The organism is Rugamonas sp. DEMB1 (genome assembly GCF_029834475.1).
GTDB classification, from domain to species: domain Bacteria; phylum Pseudomonadota; class Gammaproteobacteria; order Burkholderiales; family Burkholderiaceae_D; genus Rugamonas; species Rugamonas rubra.
Genome location: NZ_CP122407.1, coordinates 3321433 through 3347826 on the forward strand (window position 1 = coordinate 3321433; position 26394 = coordinate 3347826).

19 protein-coding genes and 1 pseudogene are annotated in these 26394 nt (G+C 68.5%); 8 read left to right on the forward strand and 12 right to left on the reverse strand.

The annotated features are described in order from the left end of the window. The first annotated feature begins 14 nt into the window (after nt 1–14). The 4 genes from QC826_RS15025 to QC826_RS15040 all read left to right on the forward strand — a co-directional run bounded on the left by QC826_RS15025 (nt 15) and on the right by QC826_RS15040 (nt 6993). Nucleotides 15–2267: an arginine/lysine/ornithine decarboxylase gene (locus QC826_RS15025; protein WP_279766305.1), complete on the forward strand. Its 2253-nt coding sequence runs from the start codon at nt 15–17 to the stop codon at nt 2265–2267. 153 nt (nt 2268–2420) lie between these two features. Continuing rightward, complete coding sequence (locus tag QC826_RS15030) at nt 2421–3533, forward strand: acyltransferase family protein (protein WP_279766306.1); 1113 nt, start codon at nt 2421–2423, stop codon at nt 3531–3533. A 300-nt stretch (nt 3534–3833) separates the two neighbouring features. Beyond that, nucleotides 3834–5549 carry a DUF1800 family protein gene (locus QC826_RS15035; protein WP_279766307.1) on the forward strand — a complete coding sequence of 572 codons (1716 nt, stop codon included), beginning with the start codon at nt 3834–3836 and terminating at the stop codon, nt 5547–5549. Between the two features lie 10 nt (nt 5550–5559). Beyond that, entirely contained in the window at nt 5560–6993 is a 1434-nt protein-coding gene (locus QC826_RS15040) for a DUF1501 domain-containing protein (protein WP_279766308.1), read from the forward strand. A gap of 29 nt (nt 6994–7022) precedes the next feature. Here QC826_RS15040 and QC826_RS15045 read toward each other — a convergent pair whose 3' ends face one another. From QC826_RS15045 to QC826_RS15055, 3 genes are read right to left on the reverse strand one after another with little or no spacing between them, the layout of a single operon-like run. Continuing rightward, nucleotides 7023–7937, reverse strand: coding sequence for an intradiol ring-cleavage dioxygenase (locus tag QC826_RS15045; protein WP_279766309.1), 915 nt, complete (start codon nt 7935–7937; stop codon nt 7023–7025). A 59-nt stretch (nt 7938–7996) separates the two neighbouring features. Further along, on the reverse strand, nt 7997–8677 hold the full coding sequence (locus QC826_RS15050) for a hypothetical protein (protein WP_279766310.1): 681 nt from the start codon (nt 8675–8677) through the stop codon (nt 7997–7999). A gap of 53 nt (nt 8678–8730) precedes the next feature. Beyond that, nucleotides 8731–9306, reverse strand: coding sequence for a Spy/CpxP family protein refolding chaperone (locus tag QC826_RS15055; protein WP_279766311.1), 576 nt, complete (start codon nt 9304–9306; stop codon nt 8731–8733). A gap of 187 nt (nt 9307–9493) precedes the next feature. Here QC826_RS15055 and QC826_RS15060 point away from each other — a divergent pair, with 187 nt between their 5' ends. Beyond that, entirely contained in the window at nt 9494–10183 is a 690-nt protein-coding gene (locus QC826_RS15060; RefSeq protein WP_279766312.1) for a response regulator transcription factor, read from the forward strand. A gap of 4 nt (nt 10184–10187) precedes the next feature. Beyond that, nucleotides 10188–11744, forward strand: coding sequence for a cell wall metabolism sensor histidine kinase WalK (locus QC826_RS15065; RefSeq protein WP_279766313.1), 1557 nt, complete (start codon nt 10188–10190; stop codon nt 11742–11744). Nucleotides 11745–11771: 27 nt separating this feature from the next. Here QC826_RS15065 and QC826_RS15070 read toward each other — a convergent pair whose 3' ends face one another. From QC826_RS15070 to QC826_RS15085, 4 genes are all read right to left on the reverse strand, one after another. Then, a complete protein-coding gene (locus QC826_RS15070; protein WP_279766314.1) occupies nt 11772–12131 on the reverse strand; it encodes a FlxA-like family protein in 360 nt (119 codons plus the stop codon). Nucleotides 12132–12248: 117 nt separating this feature from the next. Continuing rightward, complete coding sequence (gene dcd, locus QC826_RS15075; protein WP_093390105.1) at nt 12249–12815, reverse strand: dCTP deaminase; 567 nt, start codon at nt 12813–12815, stop codon at nt 12249–12251. Between the two features lie 119 nt (nt 12816–12934). Beyond that, nucleotides 12935–13774 (reverse strand): alpha/beta fold hydrolase, encoded by an 840-nt coding sequence (locus QC826_RS15080; protein ID WP_279766315.1) that lies wholly within the window; start codon nt 13772–13774, stop codon nt 12935–12937. Between the two features lie 120 nt (nt 13775–13894). Beyond that, nucleotides 13895–14923: a hypothetical protein gene (locus tag QC826_RS15085; RefSeq protein ID WP_279766316.1), complete on the reverse strand. Its 1029-nt coding sequence runs from the start codon at nt 14921–14923 to the stop codon at nt 13895–13897. 355 nt (nt 14924–15278) lie between these two features. Here QC826_RS15085 and QC826_RS15090 point away from each other — a divergent pair. Beyond that, a pseudogene (locus QC826_RS15090) lies at nt 15279–16873 on the forward strand (methyl-accepting chemotaxis protein). Between the two features lie 50 nt (nt 16874–16923). On the opposite strand, the gene QC826_RS15095 reads toward QC826_RS15090, so the two are convergent. From QC826_RS15095 to QC826_RS15115, 5 genes are all read right to left on the reverse strand, one after another. Continuing rightward, nucleotides 16924–17250, reverse strand: coding sequence for a hypothetical protein (locus QC826_RS15095; RefSeq protein ID WP_093390101.1), 327 nt, complete (start codon nt 17248–17250; stop codon nt 16924–16926). A gap of 284 nt (nt 17251–17534) precedes the next feature. Next, on the reverse strand, nt 17535–19322 hold the full coding sequence (locus tag QC826_RS15100) for a DUF6345 domain-containing protein (protein WP_279766317.1): 1788 nt from the start codon (nt 19320–19322) through the stop codon (nt 17535–17537). 181 nt (nt 19323–19503) lie between these two features. Then, nucleotides 19504–21840 (reverse strand): DNA internalization-related competence protein ComEC/Rec2, encoded by a 2337-nt coding sequence (locus QC826_RS15105; protein WP_279766318.1) that lies wholly within the window; start codon nt 21838–21840, stop codon nt 19504–19506. Nucleotides 21841–22191: 351 nt separating this feature from the next. Beyond that, entirely contained in the window at nt 22192–24045 is a 1854-nt protein-coding gene (locus QC826_RS15110; RefSeq protein WP_279766319.1) for a glycosyltransferase 87 family protein, read from the reverse strand. After that, nucleotides 24042–25016, reverse strand: coding sequence for a glycosyltransferase (locus QC826_RS15115; RefSeq protein ID WP_279766320.1), 975 nt, complete (start codon nt 25014–25016; stop codon nt 24042–24044). Before QC826_RS15115 ends, QC826_RS15110 begins: the two co-directional genes overlap by 4 nt. A 238-nt stretch (nt 25017–25254) precedes the next feature. Here QC826_RS15115 and QC826_RS15120 point away from each other — a divergent pair, with 238 nt between their 5' ends. Continuing rightward, the gene (locus QC826_RS15120; RefSeq protein WP_279766322.1) at nt 25255–26367 is read left to right on the forward strand and encodes a hypothetical protein; all 1113 of its coding nucleotides are present in this window, start codon (nt 25255–25257) and stop codon (nt 26365–26367) included. Nucleotides 26368–26394: the final 27 nt, after the last annotated feature.

Genomic DNA, 26394 nt, shown 5'->3' on the forward strand with positions numbered 1-26394 from the left:
TTTCTGGAGACAGCATGAAATTTCGTTTCCCCATCGTCATCATCGACGAGGATTTCCGTTCTGAAAATACGTCCGGCCTGGGCATCCGCGCCCTGGCCGCCGCGATGGAAAAAGAAGGCATGGAAGTGCTGGGCGTAACCAGTTACGGCGACCTGTCGCAGTTCGCCCAGCAGCAGTCGCGCGCCTCGGCGTTCGTGCTGTCGATCGACGACGAGGAGTTCGGCGCCGGCTCGGTCGAGGAGACCGACCACGCCCTGAAGTCGCTGCGCGCCTTCGTCGAGGAAATCCGCTACAAGAACGCCGACATCCCGATCTATCTGTACGGTGAAACGCGCACCTCGCGCCACATCCCCAACGACATCCTGCGCGAGCTGCACGGCTTCATCCACATGTTCGAGGACACGCCCGAGTTCGTCGCCCGCCACATCATCCGCGAGGCCAAGTCCTACCTGGACGGCCTGTCGCCGCCCTTCTTCCGCGCCCTGGTGCACTACGCCAACGACGGCTCCTACTCCTGGCACTGCCCCGGCCACTCGGGCGGCGTGGCCTTCCTGAAGTCGCCGATCGGCCAGATGTTCCACCAGTTCTTCGGCGAGAACATGCTGCGCGCCGACGTCTGCAACGCCGTCGAGGAACTCGGCCAGCTGCTCGACCACACCGGCCCCATCGCCGCCTCCGAACGCAACGCGGCGCGCATCTTCAACGCCGACCATTGCTATTTCGTCACCAACGGCACCTCGACCTCGAACAAGATGGTCTGGCACTCGACGGTGGCGCCGGGCGACATCGTCGTGGTCGACCGCAACTGCCACAAGTCGATCCTGCACTCGATCATCATGTGCGGCGCCATCCCCGTCTTCCTGATGCCGACCCGCAACCACCTGGGCATCATCGGTCCGATCCCGCTGGAGGAGTTCACGCCGGAAAGCATCGCCCGCAAGATCGAGGCCAACCCCTTCGCCCGCGAGGCCGTCAACAAGAAGCCGCGCATTTTGACCATCACCCAGTCGACCTACGACGGCGTGATCTACAACGTCGAGACCCTGCGCGAAATGCTTGACGGCAAGATCGACACCCTGCACTTCGACGAGGCCTGGCTGCCGCACGCCACCTTCCACGATTTCTACAAGGACATGCACGCCATCGGCAAGGACCGTCCGCGCGCCAAGGAGTCGATGATCTTCTCGACCCAGTCGACGCACAAGCTGCTCGCCGGCCTGTCGCAGGCCTCGCAGATCCTGGTGCGCGAGTCGGACTCGGTCAAGCTCGACCTGGACGCCTTCAACGAGGCCTACCTGATGCACACCTCGACCTCGCCGCAATACTCGATCATCGCCTCCTGCGACGTCGCCGCCGCCATGATGGAAGCGCCGGGCGGCACCGCCCTGGTGGAGGAATCGATCATCGAGGCGCTCGACTTCCGCCGCGCCATGAAGAAGATCGACAAGGAATGGGGCAAGGACTGGTGGTTCCAGGTGTGGGGACCGAACAGCTTCGCCGAGGAAGGCATCGGCTCGCGCGAGGATTGGATGATCCACGCCGACGACGACTGGCACGGCTTCGGCAAGCTGGCGCCGGGCTTCAACATGCTCGACCCGATCAAGGCGACCATCGTCAACCCGGGCCTGTCGCTCGACGGCAAGTTCGGCGAGACCGGCATCCCGGCGTCGATCGTCACCAAGTACCTGGCCGAGCACGGCGTCATCATCGAGAAGTGCGGCCTGTATTCCTTCTTCATCATGTTCACCATCGGCATCACCAAGGGCCGCTGGAACACCCTGTTGACGGCGCTGCAGCAGTTCAAGGACGACTACGACAAGAACCAGCCGATGTGGCGCATCCTGCCCGAGTTCGCGGCGGCCAACCCGCGCTACGAGAAGATGGGCCTGCGCGACCTGTGCCAGCAGATCCACGACTTCTACAAGGCCTACGACGTGGCGCGCCTGACCACCGAGATGTACCTGTCGGACATGGTCCCGGCGATGAAGCCGTCGGACGCCTTCGCCAAGATGGCGCACCGCGAAATCGAGCGGGTCGCCATCGACGAGCTGGAGGGCCGCATCACCTCGATCCTGCTGACGCCGTATCCACCGGGCATTCCGCTGCTGATCCCGGGCGAGCGCTTCAACAAGACCATCGTCGACTACCTGCGCTTCGCACGCGACTTCAACGAGCGCTTCCCCGGCTTCGAGACGGACGTGCACGGCCTGGTCAAGCGCGAGGTGGACGGCAAGCGCGGCTACTTCGTCGACTGCGTCAAGCAGTAAGCGCGACGCCGCCGGCCTCACCCCGCAAGCAAGGGGTGAAAGCGGCGGCGCCCGCGCCCTACTGCGCCGCGCCCGGGCCGATCGGGGGTCAATCGGGGCGAGGCTTGATGCCGAATCAAGCCCATACCAGGCGCCCTGCGGTATAGTCGCCCGATGAACTGGCTCAGCGACCGATTCGAACTATCCCACGGCGCCGGCGCGCCCACTTTGCGCCCGATGGAGGGCCTGCGCGGCCTGGCCGTGCTGCTGGTGTTCCTGGTCCACTACACCACGCTGGCCGCGCCGTGGCAGGACGGCGGCTCGGCCTCCGCGCTGCTGGCGCGCCTGCTGCACCTGGCCGGCAACAGCGGCGTCGACCTGTTCTTCGTCCTCAGCGGCTACCTGATCTACGGTTCCCTGATCGCCCGCCGCCAGGCCTTCCTGCCCTTCATGCGGCGCCGCCTGCTGCGCATCTACCCAACCTACGGCGCCGTGTTCCTGCTGTATCTGGCGCTGTCGCTGGCCTTCCCCGCCGAGAGCAAAATTCCGCCGGCGGCGCCGGACGCCGCGCTCTACCTGCTACAAAACCTGCTGCTGCTCGCCCCGCTGCTCGGCGAGCCGCCGCTGATCACCGTCTCCTGGTCGCTCAGCTACGAGCTGTTCTACTACCTTGCGACGCCGCTGCTGATCGCCGCCTTCGGCCTGCGCCGGCGACGCCGCCGCTGGCGCGTCGCCTTCCTGTTCACCGTCGCCGCAGCCATCGTCGCCGGCTACCTCGCCCTCGGCGCCCCGCTGCGCTCGATGATGTTCATCGCCGGCGCCCTGCTGCACGAGGCGCGCGGCCATCTGCGCGAGGTGGGCGGCGGCCTGCGCCTGCCCAACGAGGGGCTGTCGCTGGCGGCGCTGGCCGGCGCGCTGGCCCTCCTCGTCCTGCCGCTGGCCGCGCCGCTGAAGATAGCCGCACTGGGCGCCGCGCTGTTCCTGTTGTGCCTGTGCTGCTTCGAGCGGCCGCAGGGCTGGCTCGGGCGCGTGTTCTGCTGCGCGCCGCTGCGCTGGCTGGGCAATATGAGCTACTCCTACTACCTGCTGCACGGCCTGCTGCTCAAGGCCGCCTTCGCCGCGCTGGCCCGCCTGCCGCAGCCCTCTCCGGGGCCGCTGCTGTTCTGGGGCGCGCTGCCGTTGCTGCTGGCCGTCACGCTGGCCGGCGCCGCCGCGCTGTTCTTGCTGGTCGAGCGGCCGCTGTCGCTGGCGCCGCGCCGCGCCCCGGTTCTTGCCGGTCGGGCGTAGGGCGTTCCCGCCGACAACCGCGGGCCCACGCAACCCCGTTCGCCGCCGTGCGGCCGACGCCCAATCGGGCGAAATCCACCCCGTAAGACTATGCCTACAAGCAATAGATGCGTTGTGGAAATATGACGTTTCCCAAAAATAATGTTCGTTTTATATATGATAAGTTCATGCAACGTCGCCTAAAACGCACTCAACAACGCCAAACAGCGAGGTGTTGCGGCACACGATTGAAGCACGAAAAAATCGCGGAAAAGCGAACCGAACTACAATCGGCGCAGTTTCTAACCGCTAAGGAAATAGATGAAATTCGGAAAATTCAGGCTCGCCGGGACGGGCCTCCCGCTACTGCTTCTGGCCGCCTGCGGCGGCGACAACAGCATTCCGGACCAGGCCGCCGCCGCGCCGCCGCAGCTGCTCGCCGGCGGCATCGGCATCGGCACGGCGGCGCGGATGGCGCCGTCCGCCGCCGCCCGCTTCCTCGGCCAGGCCAGCTTCGGCCCGACCAGCGCCGCTATCGCCGATGTCGGCGCGCGCGGCGCCGACGCCTGGCTCAGCAGCGAGTTCGCCAAGCCGCAGAGCAGTCACCGCGCCACCTACAACGCCACACGGGCGACGATCGCGCCGGGCAACAAATCGGGCCAGGATCTGTTCCTCGAGACCTTTTGGCAGCAGGCCGCCCAGGGCGACGACCAGCTGCGCCAACGCGTCAAGTTCGCCCTGTCGGAGATCTTCGTCGTGTCCTTGGTCGATAGCGGCGTCGGCGACTTGCCGCGCGGCGTGGCCGGCTACTATGACATGCTGGGCAAGCACGCCTTCGGCAATTTCCGCGCGCTGTTGCAGGACGTCGCCCTGCACCCGATGATGGGCCGCTACCTGAGCCACCTGGGCAACCAGCGCGAGGCCGGCGAGCGCCTGCCCGACGAGAACTTCGCCCGCGAGATCATGCAGCTGATGAGCATCGGCCTGCACCAGCTGAACCAGGACGGCAGCCCGCGCACGCAGAACGGCGCACCGATCGAAACCTACAACCACGACGACGTCGCCGGCTTGGCCAAGGTGTTCACCGGTTGGAGCTGGGCCGGCCCGGACGCCAGCAACAACCGCTTCTACGGCGGCGTGCCCGATCCGGACCGCGACTGGAAGCCGATGCAGCTGTACCCGCGCTTCCACTCCACCAGCGAGAAGCACTTCCTCGGCGTCAGCCTGAGCAGCGGCGGCAGCGGCGAGGCCGAGCTCAAGCTGGCCCTCGACACGCTGTTCAACCATCCCAACGTCGGCCCCTTCTTCGGCCGCCAGTTGATCCAGCGCCTGGTCAGCAGCAACCCCAGCCCCGGCTACGTCAGCCGGGTCGCCGCCGCCTTCGCCAACAACGGCAAGGGCGTGCGCGGCGACATGAAGGCGGTGCTGCGCGCCGTGCTGCTCGACCCGGAGGCGCGGCAGAACTTCGCCCTGCGCGCCGGCAAGCTGCGCGAGCCGGTGCTGCGCCTGGTCAACTGGATGCGCGCCTTCGAGGCCCACTCGGTGTCGGGGCGCTACCAGATCCCGCAGCAGGACGATCCGCTGTCCGGCCTGGGCCAAACGGCGATGCGCTCGCCGTCGGTGTTCAACTTCTTCCGCCCCTCGTACTCGCCGCCCAACACCAGCATCGCTGCGGCCGGCCTGGTGGCGCCGGAGATGCAGATCACCGCCGAGCCGTCGGTGACCGGCTACCTGAACCTGATGCAGGACGTGGTGCCGAACGGCGTCGGCTACGGCCGCGACGTGCAGGCCGGCTACGCCGCCGAGCTGAAACTGGCCGCCGCGCCGGCCGCGCTGGTCGACCGCGTCAACCTGCTGCTGATGAACGGCGCCATGACGGCCGCGCTGCGCGGCCAGATCCTGGCCGCCGTCAACAGCGTGCCGCTGCCCGCCGCCACCGCCGGCAACGCCGCCGTCGTCGCCCGCGCCCAGCGCAACCGCGTCCACCTCGCCGTCTACCTGTCGATGGCTTCGCCCGAATACCTGGTTCAAAAATAAGGACACCGAGATGAACGACCACCACCAATCGCGCCGCCGCTTTCTCGGCTCCATGCTGACCCTGGCCGGCGGCAGCGCCGCACCCTTCGCCATCAACCTGGCGGCGATGGGCAACGCCGCCGCCGAGGGCGCCGGCGACTACAAGGCCGTCGTCTGCCTGTTCCTCAACGGCGGCAACGACCACGCCAACACCGTGCTGGCCACCGACAGCGCCTCCTGGAGCGAATACACGCGCATCCGCACCACCGCCGACGCCGGCTCGATCGCCCTGCCCGCCGTCGGCGCGCCGCGCGGCGTGCTGCCGATCGTCCCGGCCGGCGGCCACGCCGGCCGCAGCTTCGCCCTGCACCCCAGCATGGCGCCGCTGAAGGATCTGTTCGACCAGGGCCGCGCCGCCGTGGTGGCCAACGTCGGCACCCTGGTGGTCCCCACCACCAAGCTGCAGTATCAGAACCACGCCGTGGCGCTGCCGCCCAAGCTGTTCTCGCACAACGACCAGCAGTCGATGTGGCAGTCGTACAAGCCGGAGGGCGCCAGCTTCGGCTGGGGCGGCCGCATGGGCGACATGCTCGCCGCCGGCAACGGCAACGCCACCTTCACCTGCATCTCGGCCGCCGGCAACGCCGTCTTCCTCAGCGGCCGCGAGATCCGCCAATACCAGATCAGCGCCGCCGGCGCGGTCCCGGTGCGCAATCTCGCCGGCGCCCTGTTCGGCGCGCCGGCCGCCGCCAACCCGCTGCGCGCCATCGCCAGCGGCGAGCGCAGCGAGATGTTCGAGCGCGAGCACGCCGCCGTGGTCGGCCGCGCCATCGCCTCGCAGTCGGTGCTGGGCGGCGCCATGCTGGCCGCCGGGCCGGCCGGCGTGCCCAACCCGACGCCCTTCGTCAACCCCGCAACCGGCGCCGCCAGCGTCAACGGCCTGGCGGTGCAGCTGCAAACGGTGGCGCGCATCATCGGCGGCCGCACGGCGCTGGGCGCGCGGCGCCAGGTGTTCTACGTCAGCCTGGGCGGTTTCGACAGCCACGACAACCAGCGCGTGGTGCAGGCCGACCTGCTCGGCCGCCTGGCCCACGCGCTGGCCTACTTCGACGGCGCGCTGGCCGCGCTGCAGGGCGCCGACCTGCGCAAGCAGGTCACCACCTTCACCGCCTCCGACTTCGGCCGCACCTTCACCAGCAACGGCGACGGCACCGACCACGGCTGGGGCTCCCACCATTTCGTCGTCGGCGGCGCCGTCAAGGGGCGGCAGATCTACGGCGCCTTCCCGGTCAGCGGCCTCAAACATGATCTGGACATCGGCTCCGGCGCGCTGCTGCCGACCATCTCGGTCGACCAGTACGGCGCCACCCTGGCCGGCTGGTTCGGCCTGTCGGCCACGCAGATCGCCGACGTGTTCCCGCACATCGGCAACTTCAGCCAGCGCGACCTGGGCTTCATGTCCTGAACCAGGGAGGCGGCCGGCGCGGCGCCGGCCTAGCCGGCCACGCCCAGCGTCAGCGTCACCACGTAGCCGTCGCTGGCGTTGCCGCTGACGGCGGCCATTTGCAGCGTGGTGCCGTCGCCGAACACGTTGTCGCTGGTGTAGCTGATCTGCGCCAGGTTGCGCACGCTGCTGCTGTAGCCGGCCGTGGCGTAGACCTCGTTGAGGGTCGCCATGGGGAAGGTGAACTGCGAGGTCTTGACGCGGTTGGCCGCGCTGGCGCTCTTGGCCAGCGTCGGATAGACCTCGAAGTGCACGTGCGGCATGCGCCCGGCGTAGCAGCCGGGGAAGATGGTGCTGAAGCTGACGTTGCCGCCGCTGTCGGCCTCCTGCACGCCGCGCAGGTAGTTCTGTCCCGTCACGCCGCTCGAGTACAGCGAGTACTGGCCGTCGCGGTCGCAGTGCCACAGGTAGACGGTGTAACCGGCCAGCGCGCTGCAACCGCCGCTGGCGTTGACGATCTGTAGCTTGATCGTCAAGGGCACGCCGGCCGCCACGCCGCTGGCGCCGCCGAAGCTGCTGCGGATGTCGCTGCGCACCACGCCGGTCTGGTTCAACACATTGGCCACGCCGCTGCCGTTGCTGTTGCTGCCGTCGGCCGGATACGGCCCGCCGGTCTCCTCCGGGATCACCGCGCAGGCGCCGGTGGTCGGCGTGGTCGGCGTGTTCGGCGTGTTCGGCGTGGGCGGGATGGTCGGCGCGGTCGTCGCGCCGCTGGTGCTGGTGTCGGCCGTCGCGCCGCCCGAACCGCCGCAGCCCAGCATCGGCAACGCGCCGGCGCCGGCCAGCAGCCAGCGCAGCGACCGGCGCCGGTTGGCCGCCAGCTTCAGCATGGCGTCCAGGTCGGCCGCCAGGCCGTGTTGATGGTCGGCGTGGCCGTCGTGCCGGGCGTCGTGTTGTGCGTCCATAAAACTCCAATCAAATAAATAGCGCCGCCCCTGCGGCGCCTGGGTACATTCGCGCCTGCTTAAACGCTGGTGTTGATCAGGTTGCCGCTGCTGCCGGCGCCACTCAAATTGTTCGACAAGGCCCGCAGAAAGCTGGCCAGCTTGCTGTTGGAGTCGCTGCTGTCGCCGCTACCCAGCTTGTCGAGCAGGTTCTTGAACGAGTTCTCCAGCGTGCTGGTGGTGTCGCTGCCCGCGCTGCCATCGGTCGCGTCGGTGCTGCCGGTGCCGCTACTGCTGGTACCGCCGCTGCCGCCAAGCTTAGCGATCAGGCTTTGCAGATCCGATTCCAGGCGGCCTGGGCCGCCGCTGCCGCCCGCGCCGCCGCCCTGCCCCTGCGCCTCGCCGTACGGCGGCGCCGCCGAGCTCTCGCTGCCTTGGGCGTGCAAGGCGCCCATCAGATCCTGCAAAAAACTACCCAGCGCCTGCGCGCCGCTCTGCGTCGTGCCGCTGGCGTCGCTGGCGCCGGCATCGCTCGTCGTGGCCGAGCTGGCGGCGCTGCCGCTGGAGTCGCCCACGCCGATCTGCTGCAAAGCGCTGGCGATTGCGGCGACCAAGCCGCCGCCCTCCGGCCGCCGGTGGTGGCCGGCGCCGCGCGCGGCCTCGGTGCCGTTGCTGTCGGTGCTGCCGCTGGTACGTGTGCTACTGCTCAAAAAACTCAACTGGCTGGTGGCGCTGCTCGAATTGATGGCGCTGATCGACATGGTGCTCTCCGTGGTGGGTGGGTGAAAAATAGTGCCCGCCGCATGCCGCCGCTTCAGGGGCGCGGTGGATGGCGCGGCGCCTCGTCGGCCTGCTGCCTGCGCTGCTCCGGCGTCAGCAAGGCCAACAGCTTCTGCTCGGTGCGCACCTGCTGCAACATGATGTTGGCGTGGGCCTGGCCGGCCGCCTGGGCCAGCGCGGCCGCCTTGGCGTCGTCGAACGGCACGGCGGCACCCAGCGCGCGCAAGCCCTCGTGCGCCTTCCTGGCGCTCTTTTCCTGCTCGCGCAAGTACGGCACCTGGGCGTGCAGCAGCGCGAACACCTTGTCCTGCTGCGCCTCGCTCAGCTCCAGACCGCGCAGGAACGGCGGTGCGCCGAGCATGCCGGCCGGGCCGAACGGCGGCCGGCCCATGCCGGGCGGCGCGTTGCGCTCGCCGTCGGCGCCAGGCGGCGCCATGCCGGGGCCGCGCGGCGCCTCGGCGGCGCGGGCGGACGCGCGGCCGCCGTGGGCCGGGCCGTCCACATCGTCCTTGGCGGCGCCGGCGCCGCCCTGCATGCCCGCCAGGGAGAGTGCGGCGACCAGCAGCAGCGCGGCCTTGCCGGCGGATTGACGTGGTGGGAGGAGCTTCATGGCGGGTATCCTTGGTGTGTTGTTGGAGTGGCCATTGTCCGAGCCGGCCATGTAAAGCGCCGTAAACGCAAGGTAAATCCGCGTAAAGACGCGGCGCTGCCGACGGTGTAAAAGCGGGTAAATCGGCGCTGGCGGCCACCCCGGTTTTGCTATGATGGCCGCATCGACACGGGAACAAAGCGCTGCAATGAGCAAGGTACTGCTGATAGACGACGACATCGAACTGGTGGGCATGTTCCAGGAATACCTGGAACAGGAAGGTTTCGAGGTCAAGGCCGTGCACGACGGCGTGGCCGGCACCGCAGAGGCCTTCACCGGGCTGTACGCCATCGCCATCCTCGACGTCATGATGCCGCGCATGAACGGCCTGGAGACGCTGCGCCGCATCCGCGCCAGCAGCCAGTTGCCGATCCTGATGCTGACCGGGCGCGGCGACGACACCGACCGCATCGTCGGCCTCGAACTGGGCGCCGACGACTATGTCGCCAAGCCCTGCACGCCGCGCGAGCTGACCGCGCGCATCCGCGCCATCCTGCGCCGCGCCCAGGGCGCGCCGCTCGACGCCTCGGCCGCCGCCGCCCTGAGCGTCGGCCAGCTGACCATGTGGCCCGGGCAGCGCCGCGCCACCTGGGCCGGCGCGCCGCTCGAGCTGACCAGCACCGAATTCAACCTGCTCGAGGTGCTGGCCCGCCACGCCGGCCGCCCGGTCAGCAAGAACACCCTGTCGGAACAGGGACTGGGCCGGCCGATGGCGCGCTTCGACCGCAACATCGACGTCCACCTGAGCAGCCTGCGCCACAAGCTCGGCACCATCGCCGACGGCCGCTCCTGCCTGCAGACGGTCTACCGGCTCGGCTACCAGCTGATCAAGGAGTGAGCCGGTGGGCCGCCTGTTCTGGAAGTTCTTCCTCTCCATCCTGCTGGCCCAGCTGGCCGCCACGGTCGGCATCGGCGGCGCCATCTGGCTGAAGCACCGCAACCCGGAACGCAGCCCGACGGCCGACATCGACACCAGCCCGCCGGCCGAGATGGCCATCAACGCCGCCGCCGCCACGCTCGAATTCGGCGGCAGCAAGGCGCTGCGCGGCCTGCTCGACAGCATGGAGCGGCACCGCGTCTACGCCGTCGACGACAAGGGCCACGAGCTGCTCGACCGCGTCGTCACGCCGGCCATGCAGCTCGAGGCCTACTACCTGCTCCAGCACGAGCAGCGCCACCGCGTGGTGCGCCAGGTGCGCGCCAAGGACGGCCGGCGCTATCTGCTGTTCCTGCCTTCGGCCGAGCACCAGCAGGGACTCGACTCGATGGCGCCGCCGCTGCTGGCGCGGCTGGCCGAGTCCGGCCTGGGGCGCGGCCCCGGCGGTCCCGCAGCGGGCGGCCCCGGCGTTGCCGACAACGCCGGCGAGCCGGCCCGGCCGCCCGCCGACGGCCAAGCCGGCGACGCGCCGCGCTGGCGCCCCGTCGGCACCGGCCCGGACATGCGCGGCCCCGGCGGCCCGCGCGGCCCGCGCTTCGAACCGCTGGCGCCCTGGGTGCCGATCATCGCGGCGGTGCTGGCCAGCACGCTGATGGCGGTGCTGCTGGCCTGGTACTTCTCGCGCCCCATCCGCGCCCTGCGCCAGGCCTTCGAGGCCGCCGCCGGCGGCGACCTGGCGCCCCGCTTCGCCGACGCCGGCGGCAAGCGGCGCAACGAGCTCAACGACCTGGGGCGCGACTTCGACCGCATGACGGCGCGCCTGCGCAAGCTGATCGATGGCCAGACCCGGCTGCTGCACGACGTCTCGCACGAGCTGCGCTCGCCGCTGGCGCGGCTGCAGGCGGCCATCGGCCTGGCCCACCAGCAGCCCGACAAGACGGCCGCCTCGATGGAGCGCATCGAGCGCGAGAGCGTGCGCATGGACAAGCTGGTCGGCGAGCTGCTGACCCTGGCCCGGCTCGAGGCCGGCGCCCTCGGCGCGCCGCAGGAGGAGATCGACATGGCCGAGCTGCTCGACCAGATCGGCGGCGACGCCCGCTTCGAGGCCGCCAGCCAGCAGCGCAGCGTGGTGCAGGAGGGCGAGGCCGACGTGCTGGTGCTCGGCCAGGCCGAGCTGCTCGGCCGCGCCATCGAGAACGTGGTGCGCAACGCCATCAAGCACAGTCCCGAGGGCGGCGTGGTGCAACTTCAGCTGCGCAGCCTGCCCGACGCGCGCCACCTGCACATCCGCGTGCTCGACCGTGGCCCCGGCGTGGCGCCGACCGACCTGGAGGCGATCTTCCGCCCCTTCTTCCGCGCCAACGACACCCACAAGAGCACCGACGGCCACGGCCTCGGCCTGGCCATCGCCCAGCACGTGGTGCAGGCGCACGGCGGCAGCATCGTCGCCAGCAACCGCCCCGACGGCGGCCTGTGTGTGGAGATCGTGTTGCCGGTGCTGCTGCGGCACGCAGCTCCCTGAACGTCGACTGCGCCGCTGCCGGCAACGCTAGGCCTGGGTGTCGATCACGCTGCCGACCGTGGCATACTGCGAGCGGCTTTGCGCCTGCTCGGTGCTCTGCGGCGCGGCCGCGCCGTCGCCGCCGGACTGGCTGCTCTGCGCCAGCGCCGCCTTCTGCGCGGCGGCCGCCTGCAACTGCGCGATCTGCGCCTGGATGGCCTGGATCTGCGCCGTCAGCAGCTTGGTCTTTTCTTGGCCGGCCTCCGAGCTGTCCTTGGCCGCCTCGGTCAAGTCCTTCTGCGCCGCCACCAACTGCTTTTGCAGGGCCGCGATGGCGCTGCTGTTGTCGCTGCCGCTGCTCGCGCTCGCGCTCGCCGCCGCCGTACTCGATCCAACCGCCGTGACCATATCGCCTCCGTCATCATTAAAGTTCCTTCAATGATGTTAACGACACACGGCCCGCCGTATCAATGGCGGGCCGTGTAAAGGCAGGTAAAGATCAGGCCTCGGGATCGGGCCCTGGGATCAGGCCTTGGGCAGCGTGACGCCCTGCTGGCCCTGGTATTTGCCGTTGCGGTCCTTGTACGAGGTCTCGCACTCCTCGTCGCTTTCGAAGAACAGCACTTGGGCGCAGCCCTCGCCGGCGTAAATCTTGGCCGGCAGCGGCGTGGTGTTGGAGAACTCCAGCGTCACATAGCCTTCCCACTCCGGTTCGAACGGCGTGACGTTGACGATGATGCCGCAGCGGGCGTAGGTCGACTTGCCCAGGCAGATCGTCAGCACGCTGCGCGGAATCTTGAAATACTCGATGGTGCGCGCCAGCGCGAAGGAGTTCGGCGGGATGATGCAGACGTCGCTCTGCACGTCGACGAAGGAATTCGAGTCGAAGTTCTTCGGGTCGACGATGGTGCTGTTGATGTTGGTGAAGATCTTGAACTCGTTGGCGCAGCGGATGTCGTAGCCGTAGGACGAGGTGCCGTAGGAGATCACCTTGCGACCGTCCGACTCGCGCACCTGGCCCGGCTCGAACGGCGAGATCATTCCATGTTGTTCCGCCATCCGGCGTATCCATTTATCGCTTTTAATCGTCATCGCTAAGGCATTTTCTAAAGGAATTCGGGGAAAGGCCAGAGCGCGCGCGGCGCGCGACGCCGACCTTGGGACGCGATTTTACGCGAAAAAACCCGTTTTCGAGAGTACTTTCGGCGCCACTAGGCGCGCTGCAGGCTCTTCGGCTCCTTGGCCGAGTGGTATTTTCCGCCCAGCAAATCGGCCAGCATGGCGCGCGTCGCCTCGGCCGCCAGCGCCGGCGACTCCATCGGGAACAGGTGGCCGCCCTTGAGCAGGCGGAAATGCCGGCCCACCAGCGCGCGCGTGTGGCCCAGGCCGGACTGGCTGGTCTCCCACGAGTCGGTGCCGCCGATGAAGCCGATCGGCACCGGGAAGCGGCCGCGCACCAGCCGGCCCAGGTGGTGCGGCAGGCTGCGGTAGACCGCCGTCTCGGCCTCGCGGGTGAAGCGCAGCTGCACCCCCTCGGGGTGCGGCGCCAGGCCGGCCGCCATGTAGTCGTCCAGCACGCCGGGCGCCCAGGCGGCGAACAGGTCCTTGGCGGCGAAGTGGGCGTGGGCCGCCGCCACGCTGGGCCAGACCTTGCGCCGGCGCGCCGAGAACTTGGCCGGCGAGTACTTGTCGGCGCCGCCGGTCAGCTTCATCAGGCGCCAGAACAGCGCGCGCCAGCCGGCCACCACCGGCGCGTCGAGCATCAGCACGCAGCGCGCCAAGTCGGGCCGCTGCCTGGCCACCATCAGGCTGAGCATGCCGCCCAGCGAATGGCCGAGCAGGATCACCGGCTCGCTGTAGCGCCGCTCCAGCTCGGCGATGTATTCCTGCACCAGCGCGGCCCAGCCGTCCTCGGCGGGAAAGCGCGGGTTGTGGGCGTGCATGTCGAGCGAGGCGATGTCGTAGTCCTGCTCCAGCAGGGCGAAATATTGGCGGTAGACGCCGGCCGGATAGCTGTTGGCGTGGGCGAAGTGAATCTGCGGTTTTGTCATGTCTTTTTTATGGCGCCGGGCGCCCCGCTGCTGGTAGCGGCGCGGCGGGCGTGTCTCCGTGGATGGCAAAATTGTTCTCAATTGTAATGCGCTGTGCCGGCCACGGGTGGTGGAAACGCTCTAATTCCCCGCCGGCCCCTCGCCCGCCGCCTTCTTGCCCAGATACGCCGCCTGGCCCAGCGTGAAAATGGCCAGCAGCGTGGCGTCCACGTCGGGCATGGTCACCACGCGGCGGAACTCGATGCGCTCCATGAACTCGACCGTGGAGACGGCGTAGATCAGCACGGCCAGCGCGGTGATGACGACCATTTGGAAGTCGCCCAGGTCGGTGCGCCGGGCGTTGTCCTGCACCAGGTCGGCCGGCCGGGGCGCGGCGGCCGCCTGCGGCCGGGGCGCGTCGGCGTCGGCCGCCTTGCTGCGGCTGATCAGCTTGGCGCCGGTGAAGGTCAGCACGCTGACGCCGGACAGGATCAGCAGGTTGGACGGGATGTCGACCCCGCCCACGTAGCTCCAGCCGGCCGAGGCCATGCGGTGGAACACCAGCGCCATGTAGGCGCTGATGACCACCCAGAACCACAGCACGGTCTGCAACTGCGAGGTGCTGTAGCGGTTGTCCACGCCGAGGATCAGGCGCGCCGGGTGGAAGCCGGTCAGCAGCAGCGCCATCAGGAACAGCAGCCCGGCCGCCCCGCTCAGCGACAGCCAGCGCTGCCAGCGCGGCACCGGCTGGTACTGCCACTCCAGCATGCGGATGCGGTTGACGCCGTCGACGCCGCGGTACACCGCCGCCACGCCGTCGCCGGGGCGCATCGCCGCCACCAGCGGCCAGAACGGCGCGTCGGCCTGCAGCGGCACGTTGACCTCGTTGTCGGGCTGCCCGGGCAGGCGGCTGCGCACGATCAGCCAGGTCTTGTCGGCGGCGACCTCCTTCAAGGTGCCGACCAGCGTGGCGCCGACCAGTTGCACCGAGGCCGGCGCCGCGCCGGCACCCGCTGCGCCCGCCACCCCGCCCCCGGCGGCATAGCTCAGCTGCACCAGGTCGCCCTTTTTCAGGCCGGCGATGGCGCCCTGCCCCGACGCCAGCTGGCTGACCGTGCCGGTCAAGGTCTTCACCTGCAAGGGCGCGGGGGTGATGACGATGGCCTCCACCGGGGCGGGCCCGGCAGCCGGCGCCGCAGGCGTCGTCCGCGCCGGTGCGCCACGCGCCGCCAGCAATATCCACAATGCAATCAGGGGCAACGACAATCTCGATGGGCGCATCGGGCTACCTCCAGGCCGGGCCGCCGGACGGCGGTGCCTGATCGATTATCCGCAGCCGTCCGGCGCATGGCCTGTGCTGCGTCAAGCCGCCGGCCGGCCTCGGGCGCCACGCCTCTACGACGATAAAGCAACACTTCCGGCCATTTGCGCCGAAGCCCGGAACGGCCCCATGTTAAACTTTCCCCGCAGAAAGACGGGGCCGCCTGCGGCGTTCGCCAACAACATCCCTCACGATTGCGATCCAATGAAACTCAAGACAAAAATGATGTTGTGCATGGGTTTGGTGTTTCTCTTCTTCATCTGCGCGATCGGCGTCGCCCTGGTCGGCATGCAGAACGCCAAGAACCAGTTCTCCAGCTTCCTCGAACAGGACCAGGCCTTGCTGTCGGCCTCCACCAATATGTACGCGCAGGGCCTGCAGATGGGCCAGGCGCTGCGCAACGTGGTGATCGACCCGGCCAACCCGACCGGCTACAAGAACCTGGAGGACGCCGGCAAATCGTTCAAGGAACAAAGCGATCTCGCCCAGGAGCTGGCCAAGGCGCGGCCGGCGGCGCAAAAGATCTTCCAGGACGTCAACGCGCTGCGCGAGCGCCAGGCCGCGCTGCACGGCAAGATCCTCGCCGTCGTCAAGGAAGACCAGCCCGCCGCCGTCGGCGTGCTGAAAAAGGACGAAACCCCGGTCTGGCGCGAAATGCGCACCAAGCTGCTCGAATTCATCAAGGAGAAGAACGCCGAGGTCAAGCAGACCAAGCAGGACGTCGTCGACTTCACCCGCAAGATGCTGGTGGTCAGCGTCGGCCTGGCGCTGCTGGCCGTGGTGCTGGGCGGCGGCATCGCCTTCTGGCTGGTCAACAACATCATGCGCCTGATCGGCGGCGAGCCGGCCTACGCGGTCGAGGTCGCCAACGACATCTCCAGCGGCGACTTCTCGCGCCGCGTCGAGACCGACGCCGGCGACAACGGCAGCGTGCTGTTCCGCATGAAGGCGATGCAACAGCACCTGGCCGGCATCGTCACGCAGATCCGCAGCGGCACCGACACCATCGCCACCGCCTCCAGCGAGATCGCCGCCGGCAACCTGGACCTGTCCTCGCGCACCGAGCAGCAGGCCAGTTCGCTGGAGGAGACCGCCTCGTCGATGGAGGAGCTGACCTCCACCGTCAAACAGAACGCCGACAACGCGCGCCAAGCCAACGGCCTGGCGGCCAGCGCCTCGGCGGTGGCGAGCAAGGGTGGCGCCGTGGTGGCCCAGGTGGTCGACACGATGAGCTCGATCAACGCCTCCTCGCGCAAGATCGCCGACATCATCGGCGTGATCGACGGCATCGCCTTCCAAACGAATATTTTGGCTTTGAACGCGGCGGTGGAGGCGGCCCGGGCCGGCGAACAGGGCCGTGGCTTCGCCGTGGTGGCCTCCGAGGTGCGCAACCTGGCGCACCGCTCGGCCGCCGCCGCCAAGGAGATCAAGGGCTGATCGACGACTCGGTGGACAAGGTCGACGCCGGCAGCAAGCTGGTCGGCGAGGCCGGCAGCACGATGACGGAGATCGTCGACAGCGTCAAACGGGTGGCCGACATCATGGCCGAGATCAGCGCCGCGACCCACGAGCAAACCGCCGGCATCGAACAGGTGAACCAAGCGATCACGCAAATGGACCAGGTGACGCAGCAGAACGCGGCCTTGGTGGAGCAGGCGGCCGCCGCCGCCGAGGCAATGCAGGCCCAGGCGGCCCAGTTGGCCCAGGTGGTCAGCGTGTTCAAGCTCGACGAGCGCCAGGCAGCAGCGGCCTTGCCCGCCGTGCGCCATGGTGCTGGCGCCCCGCGGCTAGGCCGTTAGCGGCAAATGGCCGCCCTCGCCGCTTGGCGGGACGGCCGGCGCTTCGCCGCTTAGAAGAACAGGAACAGGGTGGCGAGCACGCCGATGATGATGCCGAAGTATTGGAAGGGAATCCAGAACAGCGTGTGGCGCTTGCGCAGGATGACGGTTTCCTGGGTTTGCGGGTCGATCAGTTCGCGGCCCGGCTTGTTGTTCAAGCGCGTACCCAGCATCCACACGGCGACGCCCGACAGCAGCAACATGAAGGCCATCGACCAGCCGTGCGAGTGGTAAAAGCCTGGTCCCATCACGGCGTCCAGCAGGAACTGGCCGAGCAGGATGAAAACGATGGGGATGAGGGGGACGACGAAACCGAGACCTTGCCAAACAAGAAACATATTACTTCCTATACAAAAATGAAAAAGCGGCGCACGCGCCGCGTCGAACTCAAACCAAATACCAAGCACGCAAGCTTTATCATTTGGCATGATATGGCCGCGCACTTTACCACAACTTGACAATGTTGCTCAGAATCAAGTCCGAATTGTGACATGGCTTGCGAGATGGCGGGCCGGCGGCGCGCTGGCGGCGCGCCGGGCCGGGGCGCCGGCCGGACGGCCCGAATGGGCTTGCACCGGCCGGCGCCACCGCCCGGCCCGTTTAGGTTAGGCCGGCGCGCAACTCAATGGTAGACCTGCGCCGGCACCGTCGGATGCAGCGGCGCCTCGACGGCGAAGCGCTTGACGAAACCGCCGCCGCAGTCGACCTCGACCTCCTCGCGCGCCACCAGCAACGCGCTGTTGCCACGGATCACATAGCCGATCTCGTAGCTGTCCGGCACCACCGAATAGCGTTCCGGCATGCTGTTGCCCAGCACCCAGGTCTTCATCTTCTCCTGCCAGGCGTTGGCCAACAGCGCCTGCGGATCGATGCTGCCGAAGCGCTGGCCGGCCAGGCCGCCGCCGTTGCCGCGGTGGCTGGCGCCGCCGTTGTGGCCGTTGCTCTGCGGCGCGGCGCCGTCGCTCGCCTGCGGCGCGCTGAAGGCGTCGAGCAGCTTGTCGATGCGCCGCGTGGTGTCGAGCACCGCCGTCACGTTGGCGTCGTTGTCGAAGGTGATCGCCACCTTGCCCTCGCCCGGGCCGATGACGGGTATGCCGTCGATCAACTGGGTGAACTGCACCACCGTCTCGGTGATGCGCGGTGTGCCGATCTCGCCGCTGCCCTTGGTGCTGCCGCTGCAGTCGTACTTGTACAGCACGCGGTCGAAGGTGATGTCGTTGCGGTCCAGGCCGAACTGGCGCACCACGTCGTTGGCCTTGAGCAGCGTCGCGCTGAGCAACAGCTCGTTGCCGCTCTCCAGGTTGGGCTCGCCGAGCTGGGCGTCGTAGGTGCCGTGCGGATCGATCGAGATGCGCCGTCCGCCCTCCTCCAGCACAATGATGCCGGCCGGATTGGCCGCCACCTCCTGCGGCAGCGCCAGCTCGAGCGGCAGGCTGTCGATGATGCCGCGCACCAACCTGGCGCCGACCTGCTCGATGCCCAACTGGGCCACGGTGATGCGCTCGGGCACCTTGTGGTTGCGCGCCCGCGCCGCCAGCGCCAGCGAGGCGGCGTAGTACCAACGCCAGTGCCAGTAGTCGCGGCTCACCGCACCCCAGCTGAACAGGCGCTCGTTGTACAGCCGGTTCTGCGCCTCGGCCGCCGAGGCGCCGCAGGCCACCACCGACGGCGCCTGGTGGGTCGACACGTCGTACCAGCTCATGTCCAGGTGGGCCTGGCTGAAGGACTTGCCCTTGTTCCACTGGTTCCAGAAGTCCTTGCCGTAGTTGGGCGCGTCGATGCTGGTGGTCTCATAGCCGAACAGCATGCGGAAGCCCAGGTTGGACTTGCTCCAGCTGCGGATCGGATTATGGCCGTTGAGCACCCGCAGCGAGAAGCAGGTGGACCAGAAGATATAGCGCACCTGCTCGTTGCCCAGCGCCATGTTCGACGACACCGCGTTGGTGCCCAGGCCGCCCCAATCGCTGCCCATGGCGGCGTAGAACACGCCGTTGCCGTCCATCGCGCCGTGGCCGGAATGGTAGACCGCCATCACCGCGTCCATGCCGTAGGTGTCCTGCCAGTTGTCGTACTGCTCGTAGTAGGCCCAGGGGGCCACGCCGGCGTCCTTGTACCAGAAGTTTGCGGCCTGGAATTGTTGCACGTAGTTGAGCCAACCTCCGGCGTCCTCGTGCGTATAGGTGAGACTGCTGGCGGCGGCGAACTTTTCGACGCTGAAGGCGCCGTAATAGTCCGTCGACACGGCGGCGGCGCGGGCCTTGCCGCGCGGCGCCTCGGTGGGTTGCAAGGGGTTGCCGGCCTGGCCGTCGAACAGGACGCGCAGTTCGCCGATCTCGTCCTGGTCCGACAATAGCCCCGCCGACGGCGCCCGGCCGCCGCCCACATCCGCCGATTCTGTATGTGTCTGCATGTCTAACTCCTCTAAAACAACATTGACGTGGTTGGTCAGGATCCCGACGCGTGGTACTCGGCACCGGCACAGACCGGCCCGGCCGCGCGTACAAGCTCCGCCAATGCGCCGCGAGCCGCGACGCCACCTACTTCGACCCGCCGGCGCGACGAATGTTCCGGAAAATTTTGCGCCGGGGCCGCTAGCGCGCGTACCAGTAGCGCGCGTGCCGCTGGCGGTAGGCGGTCACATCGATGCCGGCGCCGAACACGAGCGTGACGGCGCCGGCCTCGTCGCTGCGCAGACGCCGCACGCCCAGCGCGCCGTAGCGCTCGAACACCTCGGCCTTGGGATGGCGGTAGCGGTTGCGGTAGCCGACCTGGAACAGCGCCAGCTCGGGCCGCACCGCCAACAGGAAGGGCAGCGTGGACGAGGTGCCGCTGCCGTGGTGCGGCGCCAGCAGCACGTCGGCGCGCAGCCGCTCCGGCGCGCGCGCCAGCAGCGCCGCCTCCTGCGCCGCCTCGATGTCCGCCGCCAGCAGGATGGCGCGGCCGCCGGCGCTGATGCGCAGCGTGCAGCCGCGCGCGTTCGGCTTGAGCGCGGCGTCGGCGTAGCTGTCGGCCAGCGGATGCAAGATCTCGAAGCGCACGCCGTCCCAGCTCCAGCCCTGCCCCGCCACGCACGGCCCGTGGCGCGGCGCCGCCCGCACCACGGCGTGGGAGGCGGACAGCGAGGACAGCAACCAGCCCACCCGCACGCCGCCCAGCACCGCCAAGGCGCCGCCGGCATGGTCGATGTCGCTGTGGCTGACGATCAGGCCGTCCAACTGGCCGATGCCGCGCGCCCGCAGATACGGCAGGATCACCCGGTTGCCACCGTTCGACTCGGGCGAATACGCCGGCCCCGTGTCGTACAGCAGGCGGTGGCCGGCCGTCTCGACCAGCAGCGCCATGCCTTGGCCGACGTCGAGCGCGGTGACCCACAGCTGGCCGGCGGGCGGGCTCGCCGGCGGCGCCGTCAACAGCGGAATCCAGCTCAGCAGCCCGAGCCAGCGGCCCGGCCAACCGCGCGGCGCCAGCAGCCACAAGGTGCCGAGCATGGCCCAGCCGAACAGCCACCAGGGCGGCGTCGGCGCGCACCACACCGCCAGTTCCCAGCCGCTGAACCATTGCAGGCAGGCCGCCAGCGCGCGCACCAGCCAATGCGCCAGGCCCAGCACCGGCACGGCCAAGGCCATCGGCAGTACGCTGCCCAGCAGCGCCAGCGGCGTCACCACCAGGCTCACCAATGGGATCGCCAGCGCGTTCGCCAACGGACTGACCAGCGACACCTGGGCGAACAGCAGCATCGTCAACGGCACCAGGCCGCAGGTGACCACGTATTGCGTGTGCGCGCCCAAACGCAGCGCCTGCCATACGCGCCGCGCCCGCATCTGCGCCTGCGCCTTCGCGCGCGCGGGTGCGGAGGCGGAGCCGGAAGCGGACGCTGTAGGAGGCTCGGACGCGCCAGTGGCAGGGGCCGTCGCTCCACCGGAGTTGGCGGTGCGACCCACGGTCGCGTACAGAATCAGCGCCACCGCGCCGAACGACAGCCAAAACCCCGGCCACAGCACGGCCCACGGGTCGAGCAGCACCACCAGCCCGAGCGCAGCACACAGCACGTAAGACACGCTGGTGATACGGTCCAGCCACAACGCGGCGGCCACCACCGCCAACATGTACAAGGTGCGCTGGGCCGGCACGCCAAAGCCGGCCAGCAGCACGTACAGCAGCGCGACACCGGCGCCGGTGATCGCCGCCACCTTCTGCGCCGGCAGCAGCAGCGGCAGTTGCGCGCCGGTGAAGAAGGAGCGCCGCCACAAGGCCGAGACGGCCAGCGCGGCCAGCCCGGCGACCATCGTAATATGTAAACCTGAAATGGAAATGAGGTGACCCACACCCGTCCGGTTGAACACCTGCCAGTCCGACTGGGCAATGCCGCGCTGGTCGCCCACCACCAACGCCACCAGCACGTTGGCGTATTCCTGCCCCGGCAAGGCACCCAGGATGCGCTCGCGCAGCGCGTCGCGGCAGCGCTCGACCACGTTGCCGACGCTGGGCACAAAGCCATCCAGCCGCCGGTTGCCGCGCGCCGGCCGCACATAGCCGGTGGCGCGCACGCCCTGCTCCAGCAGCCACACCTCGTAATCGAAGCCATGCGGGTTGGCGTTGCCGTGCGGGCGTTGCAGGCGCACCGTCAGCCGCCAGCGCTCGCCCGGCCGCACCACGCCGACCTCGTTGACCACGCCGCGCTGGCCGGCGTACCACGACAAGACCACGCGCGGCGGCACCGCCGTGCCGTCGGCCACACTCTCCACCTTGAACTGGAAGCGCACCCCGTCGCTGAAACGGTAGGGCAGATTGTCGACCACGCCGACCAGCGTCAGGTCGCGCCCCTCGTCGGCGGCGGCCAACTGGGGCGCCAGCGCGCGCGCGGCCAGCAACGCGGCCCAGCCGACACCGAGCATGAGGCCGGCGGCCAGCGCCAACAGGCGGCGCAAGGGTCGTGCCGTGCGCCGCGCCAGGCCCCGCTTGGCTGGTGCCCAGCCAGCAGCACGCCGGCCAACGCCAGCCCACCCCCGGGCAGCAGCCAGGGAAACTCCGGCAACACCGCCTGCGTCTGCAGCCAGGCCGCGCCGGCGACAAAGCCGAGGATCGTTATCCGCATAGCTGACGTCCGCTATCAACAATGGCAACAGCAGCCATACTACGCATACCGGCAGCTAGCGCGCGGCTGCGGCGCGCCGCGCTTGACCTCGCTCAGTCCCGCCACGCTGAAAGCGCCCCCGCCAGCCGGAACTTGCCGCACGGCCCCGCACTCTCCTCGCCAACTCGACGGGACGGCGCCGGAATTATTGCGGCGTCGCGGCCGGGGTCGCCCGGCACAGCTGATACAGATACGTTCTGCGCGCCAGCGCGGCCGGATAGACCCTGCAGCTGGCGGCATCAAGGGCGATGCCAAAGCGCTGCAAATGCTGCGCGGCGACATCGACGATGGCGCGGTTTGGCGTTGCCAGGTCCACCGCGCGATGCTGCGGCAGCAGCTCGAAGGTGCAGCCGCCGAAAGGCAGGCGGCGCAGTTCGACCTGCAGCCGCACGTGGCGGCCCAGCCAGTCCAGCTTGGCACAGCCGGCGGCGTCCCCGGTCAAACCCAGCCATTGGGCCGCCGCCAGCTTGTTCTGCAGCGTGTCCAGCTTTTCATTTTTTTCGGCGCCCAGCATGACATAGTGCGGACCGCTGCGTTCGGCCACGGCCTGCCGCATGCGCTGCCGCCAGGCCGGCGATTCGGGGAAGCCGGTGTCGACACCGATGAATTTCACCTGCGGCGGAAACATCGTCGCCAGCCAGGCCATCGGCGGCTCCGGATTCGCGAAGAACACCACGCTTTGCGCGGGCTGTGCGAAGGCCGGCACCTCGGCGCTGTAGGCACGCTCGCCCCAACGCGCGTTGCCCCACCGGGGCGTCGGAATGGCACACAACAACAGCACCACCAACATCGCACCGGCCAGGCGATGCGCGGCCGGCACCGAGCCCGCGATGCTGCGCCACAGCAGCCAGATCGCCAGCGGCACCAGAAGCTCCAACGGGATCAGGTATCGGTAGATGCTGAACATGCGCATCCAGACCAGGTAGGTCAGGCCGAAGAACAGCAGGAAGAAGCGGCCGCGCGGGCCGATCGACGGCATCGCCGCGCCGCGCAAACGGCGCAGCAGCAGCACCACGCCGCACACGGCGAACAACACATAGGTTGCCGGCCACATGCCCAGCCGGGTCGGCGCCTCCGTCACCCGGCTGGAATCGCTGGCGAAGATGAAGGGCCAGCGCAGGTACTCGAACAGCGTCTTCGGTAGGAAATACGCATCGATCACCGCCGTCTCGGTCGCCCACGGGCTGTGGAAGATGTTGTTAAATTGCGGAAACAAGGGGTTGCCGAAAGTCTGCCACATCTTGAGGAACCACCAGCCGCCGGTGAGCGCCACGCCCGCTGACACGCCGCCCCCGAACAGGAAGGCCAGCCCCAACCGCCGGCGGTATGCCAGCGGCACGGCGAACAATGCCAGGCACAGGGCGACCGCGTAGGGGGCGTTGGTCAGCTTCAACCCGGTTCCCAGCCCCATCAGCAGGCCGGCCCACAGCACGACCGCCGCCGCCTTGCCGCCCCGCTCCGACAGCGCCTCCCAGCGCGACAAGATCAGATACAGCGCGCCCAGCACCAGCAAGGCCGTCATATTGTCCCCCATCGTGTTGCCCAACTCCCCGCGGAAGCCGGGGCCGAGCACGCCAGCCCCCGCCAACAGCAGCGCCAGGCGCACGTCCACAGCGGCGCCGGCCACCTGCCGTGCGATGGCCAGCAGCAACACGAAATTCAAGCCATGCAGCGCGCCCATGACAAAGCCGGCGCCACGCTGCGATAGCCAATGATTCAAGCCGTAGTACAACAGGTCGAGCGTGGGGTTGAAATAGGTTTGAAACCGTGCGGGCGCCAGGTCGAAACCGATGCGCTCGTTCAGCAGCGCGTAGACGTTGTACAGATGGTAGTTGCGCAGGTTCCAGTTGTCGTCCTGGCCTATCGCTACCGACACCAAGCCAAACAGGATGGGGACCAGGACGGCCAGCACCACACTGGCGCGGCGGCGGGCCAGGAACCCGGTGCGACGGATGAAACCGGCGTCCAGCGCCGCCAACGATCGATGCAGGAGGTTCATGCAGCCCTCTCGCGCGCCGCCGCCGGGCCCGGCTCGGCCCAGGCTAGTGCGGGATACGCCAGATAGGCAAAGCGTTTTTGCTCGATGCGGCCGCGGGTGACGGCGCCGAGTATGAGGCCGCACACCAGCAGGATCACGCCGAGCAGCATCAGGGACGCGCACAGGACGGAGGTCGGCAGGCGCGGCACCAGGCCGGTTCGCAGATAGACCGCCAGCAGCGGCTCGGCCAGCACCAGCGACAACAAGGCGCTGGCGGCGGCGCCGATCGAGAAGAACGCCAACGGCCGCTCGGACTTGAACAAACGCAAAATGGTGATCAGGATGCGCGCGCCGTCGCGATACGTGTTGAGCTTGCTAACCGAGCCTTCCGGCCGCGATTTATACATGGTCGGCACTTCGGCCACCGGCATGCGCAGCTCCAGCGCGTGCACGGTCAGCTCGGTTTCGATCTCGAAGCCGACCGAGTGCGCCGCGAACGATTTGACATAGCGGCGCGAGAACACGCGGTAGCCGGACAGGATGTCGGTGAAGGTGCGGCCGAAGATGAGCGAGACACAGCCGGTCAGTATCGCGTTGCCGAAACGGTGGCCCGGCCGATACGCGGCCTGCTCGGTGCTGACGCGGTTGCCGACCACCATGTCCAGGCCGTCGCCCAGTAGTTGCGCGACCAGTTGCGGCGCCACGCCGACGTCGTAGGTGTCGTCGCCATCCACCATCACGTAGGCGTCGGCCTCGACGTCGGCGAACATGCGGCGCACTACGCTGCCCTTGCCCTGCGTCGGCACCCGGCGCACCACGGCGCCGGCCGCGCGCGCGCGCTGCACCGTGTCGTCGGTCGAGTTGTTGTCAAATACATAGACTTGCGCCTGCGGCAGGCAAGTGTTGAAATCGCGCACTATGGCGGCGATGGTCAGCGCTTCGTTATAACAAGGTAGCAAAACTGCAATGCGCGCGTCGCGGGGTATATTCATGGTAGCGCCATAAAAGTCGAGAGCGACATTATAGTTCCACAAATAAACTTATTGTGACATAGCCAAATAGTTGGGCGCGCCGCAGGGCGGATCGGCCCGCCGCGTCCATGCGGGAATGGGGAAAGCTCCTTGTGACAATAGGTGAGAATGCCCCCTGGCGAATTGGCGCAATATTGTAGGACAGCTCTTGCACGAAGAAACTGATCACGCCCCCCATCGCCATCGAAAGGAGAGCAAGTTGAACAAGTTCCTCCCCCTGCTGGGCGTCCTGCTGCTGAGCGCCTGCACCACGCCCTACCATCCGCCCGTCACCGTGCGCGACAGCAAACCCTTCGCCGGCATGGCCCAGCTGCTGGCCGAGAGCCCGAACAAGGAGCTCGACGTCATCCTGGTCCACGGCATGTGCACCCACGACCAGCAGTGGGCGGTGGACACCATCAACACCCTGGCCAAGGCGGCCGACAAGGCCTACATCCCGCTGCCCGCGCTGCCCGACAAGGCCGCCCCGTCGTCGCAGGAGATCGAGGTGGTAACGGCCACCGCCAAGGTGGGCGGCGGCACCATCCGCTTCAACGCGCTGATCTGGTCCGGCCTGACGGCGCCGCTCAAGCAGCTGCTGGCCTACGACGACACCGGCACGCCGACCAACTGCGCCACCGACGAGGTCTGCAAACCGCAGCGCGCCAGCGTCAACGGCAAGCTGAAGGACACCCTGCTCAACGACTGCCTGTCCGACGCCATCATCTACCAGGGCGACAGCAAGGACTTCATCCGCCGCGCGCTGGCCGCCGCCATCACCAACGTCATGGAGGACAAGGCCAAGGCCGGCCGCGACAACGGCGCCGCCGTGCCGCTGGTGCTGGTGGCCGAGAGCCTGGGCAGCAAGATCACCTTCGACGCGCTCAACACCATGCTCAGGAACGACGAGGCGCGGAGCAAGCGCGCCGCCGGCACCGTGGCCGACCGCCTCGCCTACCTGTTCATGGGCGCCAACCAGCTGCCCCTGCTCAGCCTGGCCGACCGCGACACCCGCCTGGCCTTGGAGGACAAGAAAATCCGCCGCACCGACTCGCTGAGCCAGTTCCTCGACCAGCTGCCCAAGCGGCGCAGCATCGTCAAACCGCTGACGGTGGTGGCCTTCACCGATCCGAACGACCTGCTGTCCTACCTGCTGCTGCCAGCCCACTACGACAGCAGCAAGGTCGCCATCGCCAACGTGCTGGTCTCCAACGACAAGACCTATTTCGGCCTGCTGGAGAATCCCTACCCGGCGCACACCACTTATTTGGAGAACGCCGACGTGTCGCAAGCGATCGTCTGCGGCCTGCCGGCAGGCGGCCACTGCAAATAGTCGAAGCGGTGGAAGTGGCGAAGACGG

Coding starts and splice junctions, on each gene's coding strand:
- QC826_RS15025 (WP_279766305.1), top strand. CDS start 15: ATGAAATTTCGTTTCCCCATCGTCATCATCGACGAGGATTTCCGTTCT.
- QC826_RS15030 (WP_279766306.1), top strand. CDS start 2,421: ATGAACTGGCTCAGCGACCGATTCGAACTATCCCACGGCGCCGGCGCG.
- QC826_RS15035 (WP_279766307.1), top strand. CDS start 3,834: ATGAAATTCGGAAAATTCAGGCTCGCCGGGACGGGCCTCCCGCTACTG.
- QC826_RS15040 (WP_279766308.1), top strand. CDS start 5,560: ATGAACGACCACCACCAATCGCGCCGCCGCTTTCTCGGCTCCATGCTG.
- QC826_RS15045 (WP_279766309.1), bottom strand. CDS start 7,937: ATGGACGCACAACACGACGCCCGGCACGACGGCCACGCCGACCATCAA.
- QC826_RS15050 (WP_279766310.1), bottom strand. CDS start 8,677: ATGTCGATCAGCGCCATCAATTCGAGCAGCGCCACCAGCCAGTTGAGT.
- QC826_RS15055 (WP_279766311.1), bottom strand. CDS start 9,306: ATGAAGCTCCTCCCACCACGTCAATCCGCCGGCAAGGCCGCGCTGCTG.
- QC826_RS15060 (WP_279766312.1), top strand. CDS start 9,494: ATGAGCAAGGTACTGCTGATAGACGACGACATCGAACTGGTGGGCATG.
- QC826_RS15070 (WP_279766314.1), bottom strand. CDS start 12,131: ATGGTCACGGCGGTTGGATCGAGTACGGCGGCGGCGAGCGCGAGCGCG.
- dcd (WP_093390105.1), bottom strand. CDS start 12,815: ATGACGATTAAAAGCGATAAATGGATACGCCGGATGGCGGAACAACAT.
- QC826_RS15080 (WP_279766315.1), bottom strand. CDS start 13,774: ATGACAAAACCGCAGATTCACTTCGCCCACGCCAACAGCTATCCGGCC.
- QC826_RS15095 (WP_093390101.1), bottom strand. CDS start 17,250: ATGTTTCTTGTTTGGCAAGGTCTCGGTTTCGTCGTCCCCCTCATCCCC.
- QC826_RS15100 (WP_279766317.1), bottom strand. CDS start 19,322: ATGCAGACACATACAGAATCGGCGGATGTGGGCGGCGGCCGGGCGCCG.
- QC826_RS15110 (WP_279766319.1), bottom strand. CDS start 24,045: ATGAACCTCCTGCATCGATCGTTGGCGGCGCTGGACGCCGGTTTCATC.
- QC826_RS15115 (WP_279766320.1), bottom strand. CDS start 25,016: ATGAATATACCCCGCGACGCGCGCATTGCAGTTTTGCTACCTTGTTAT.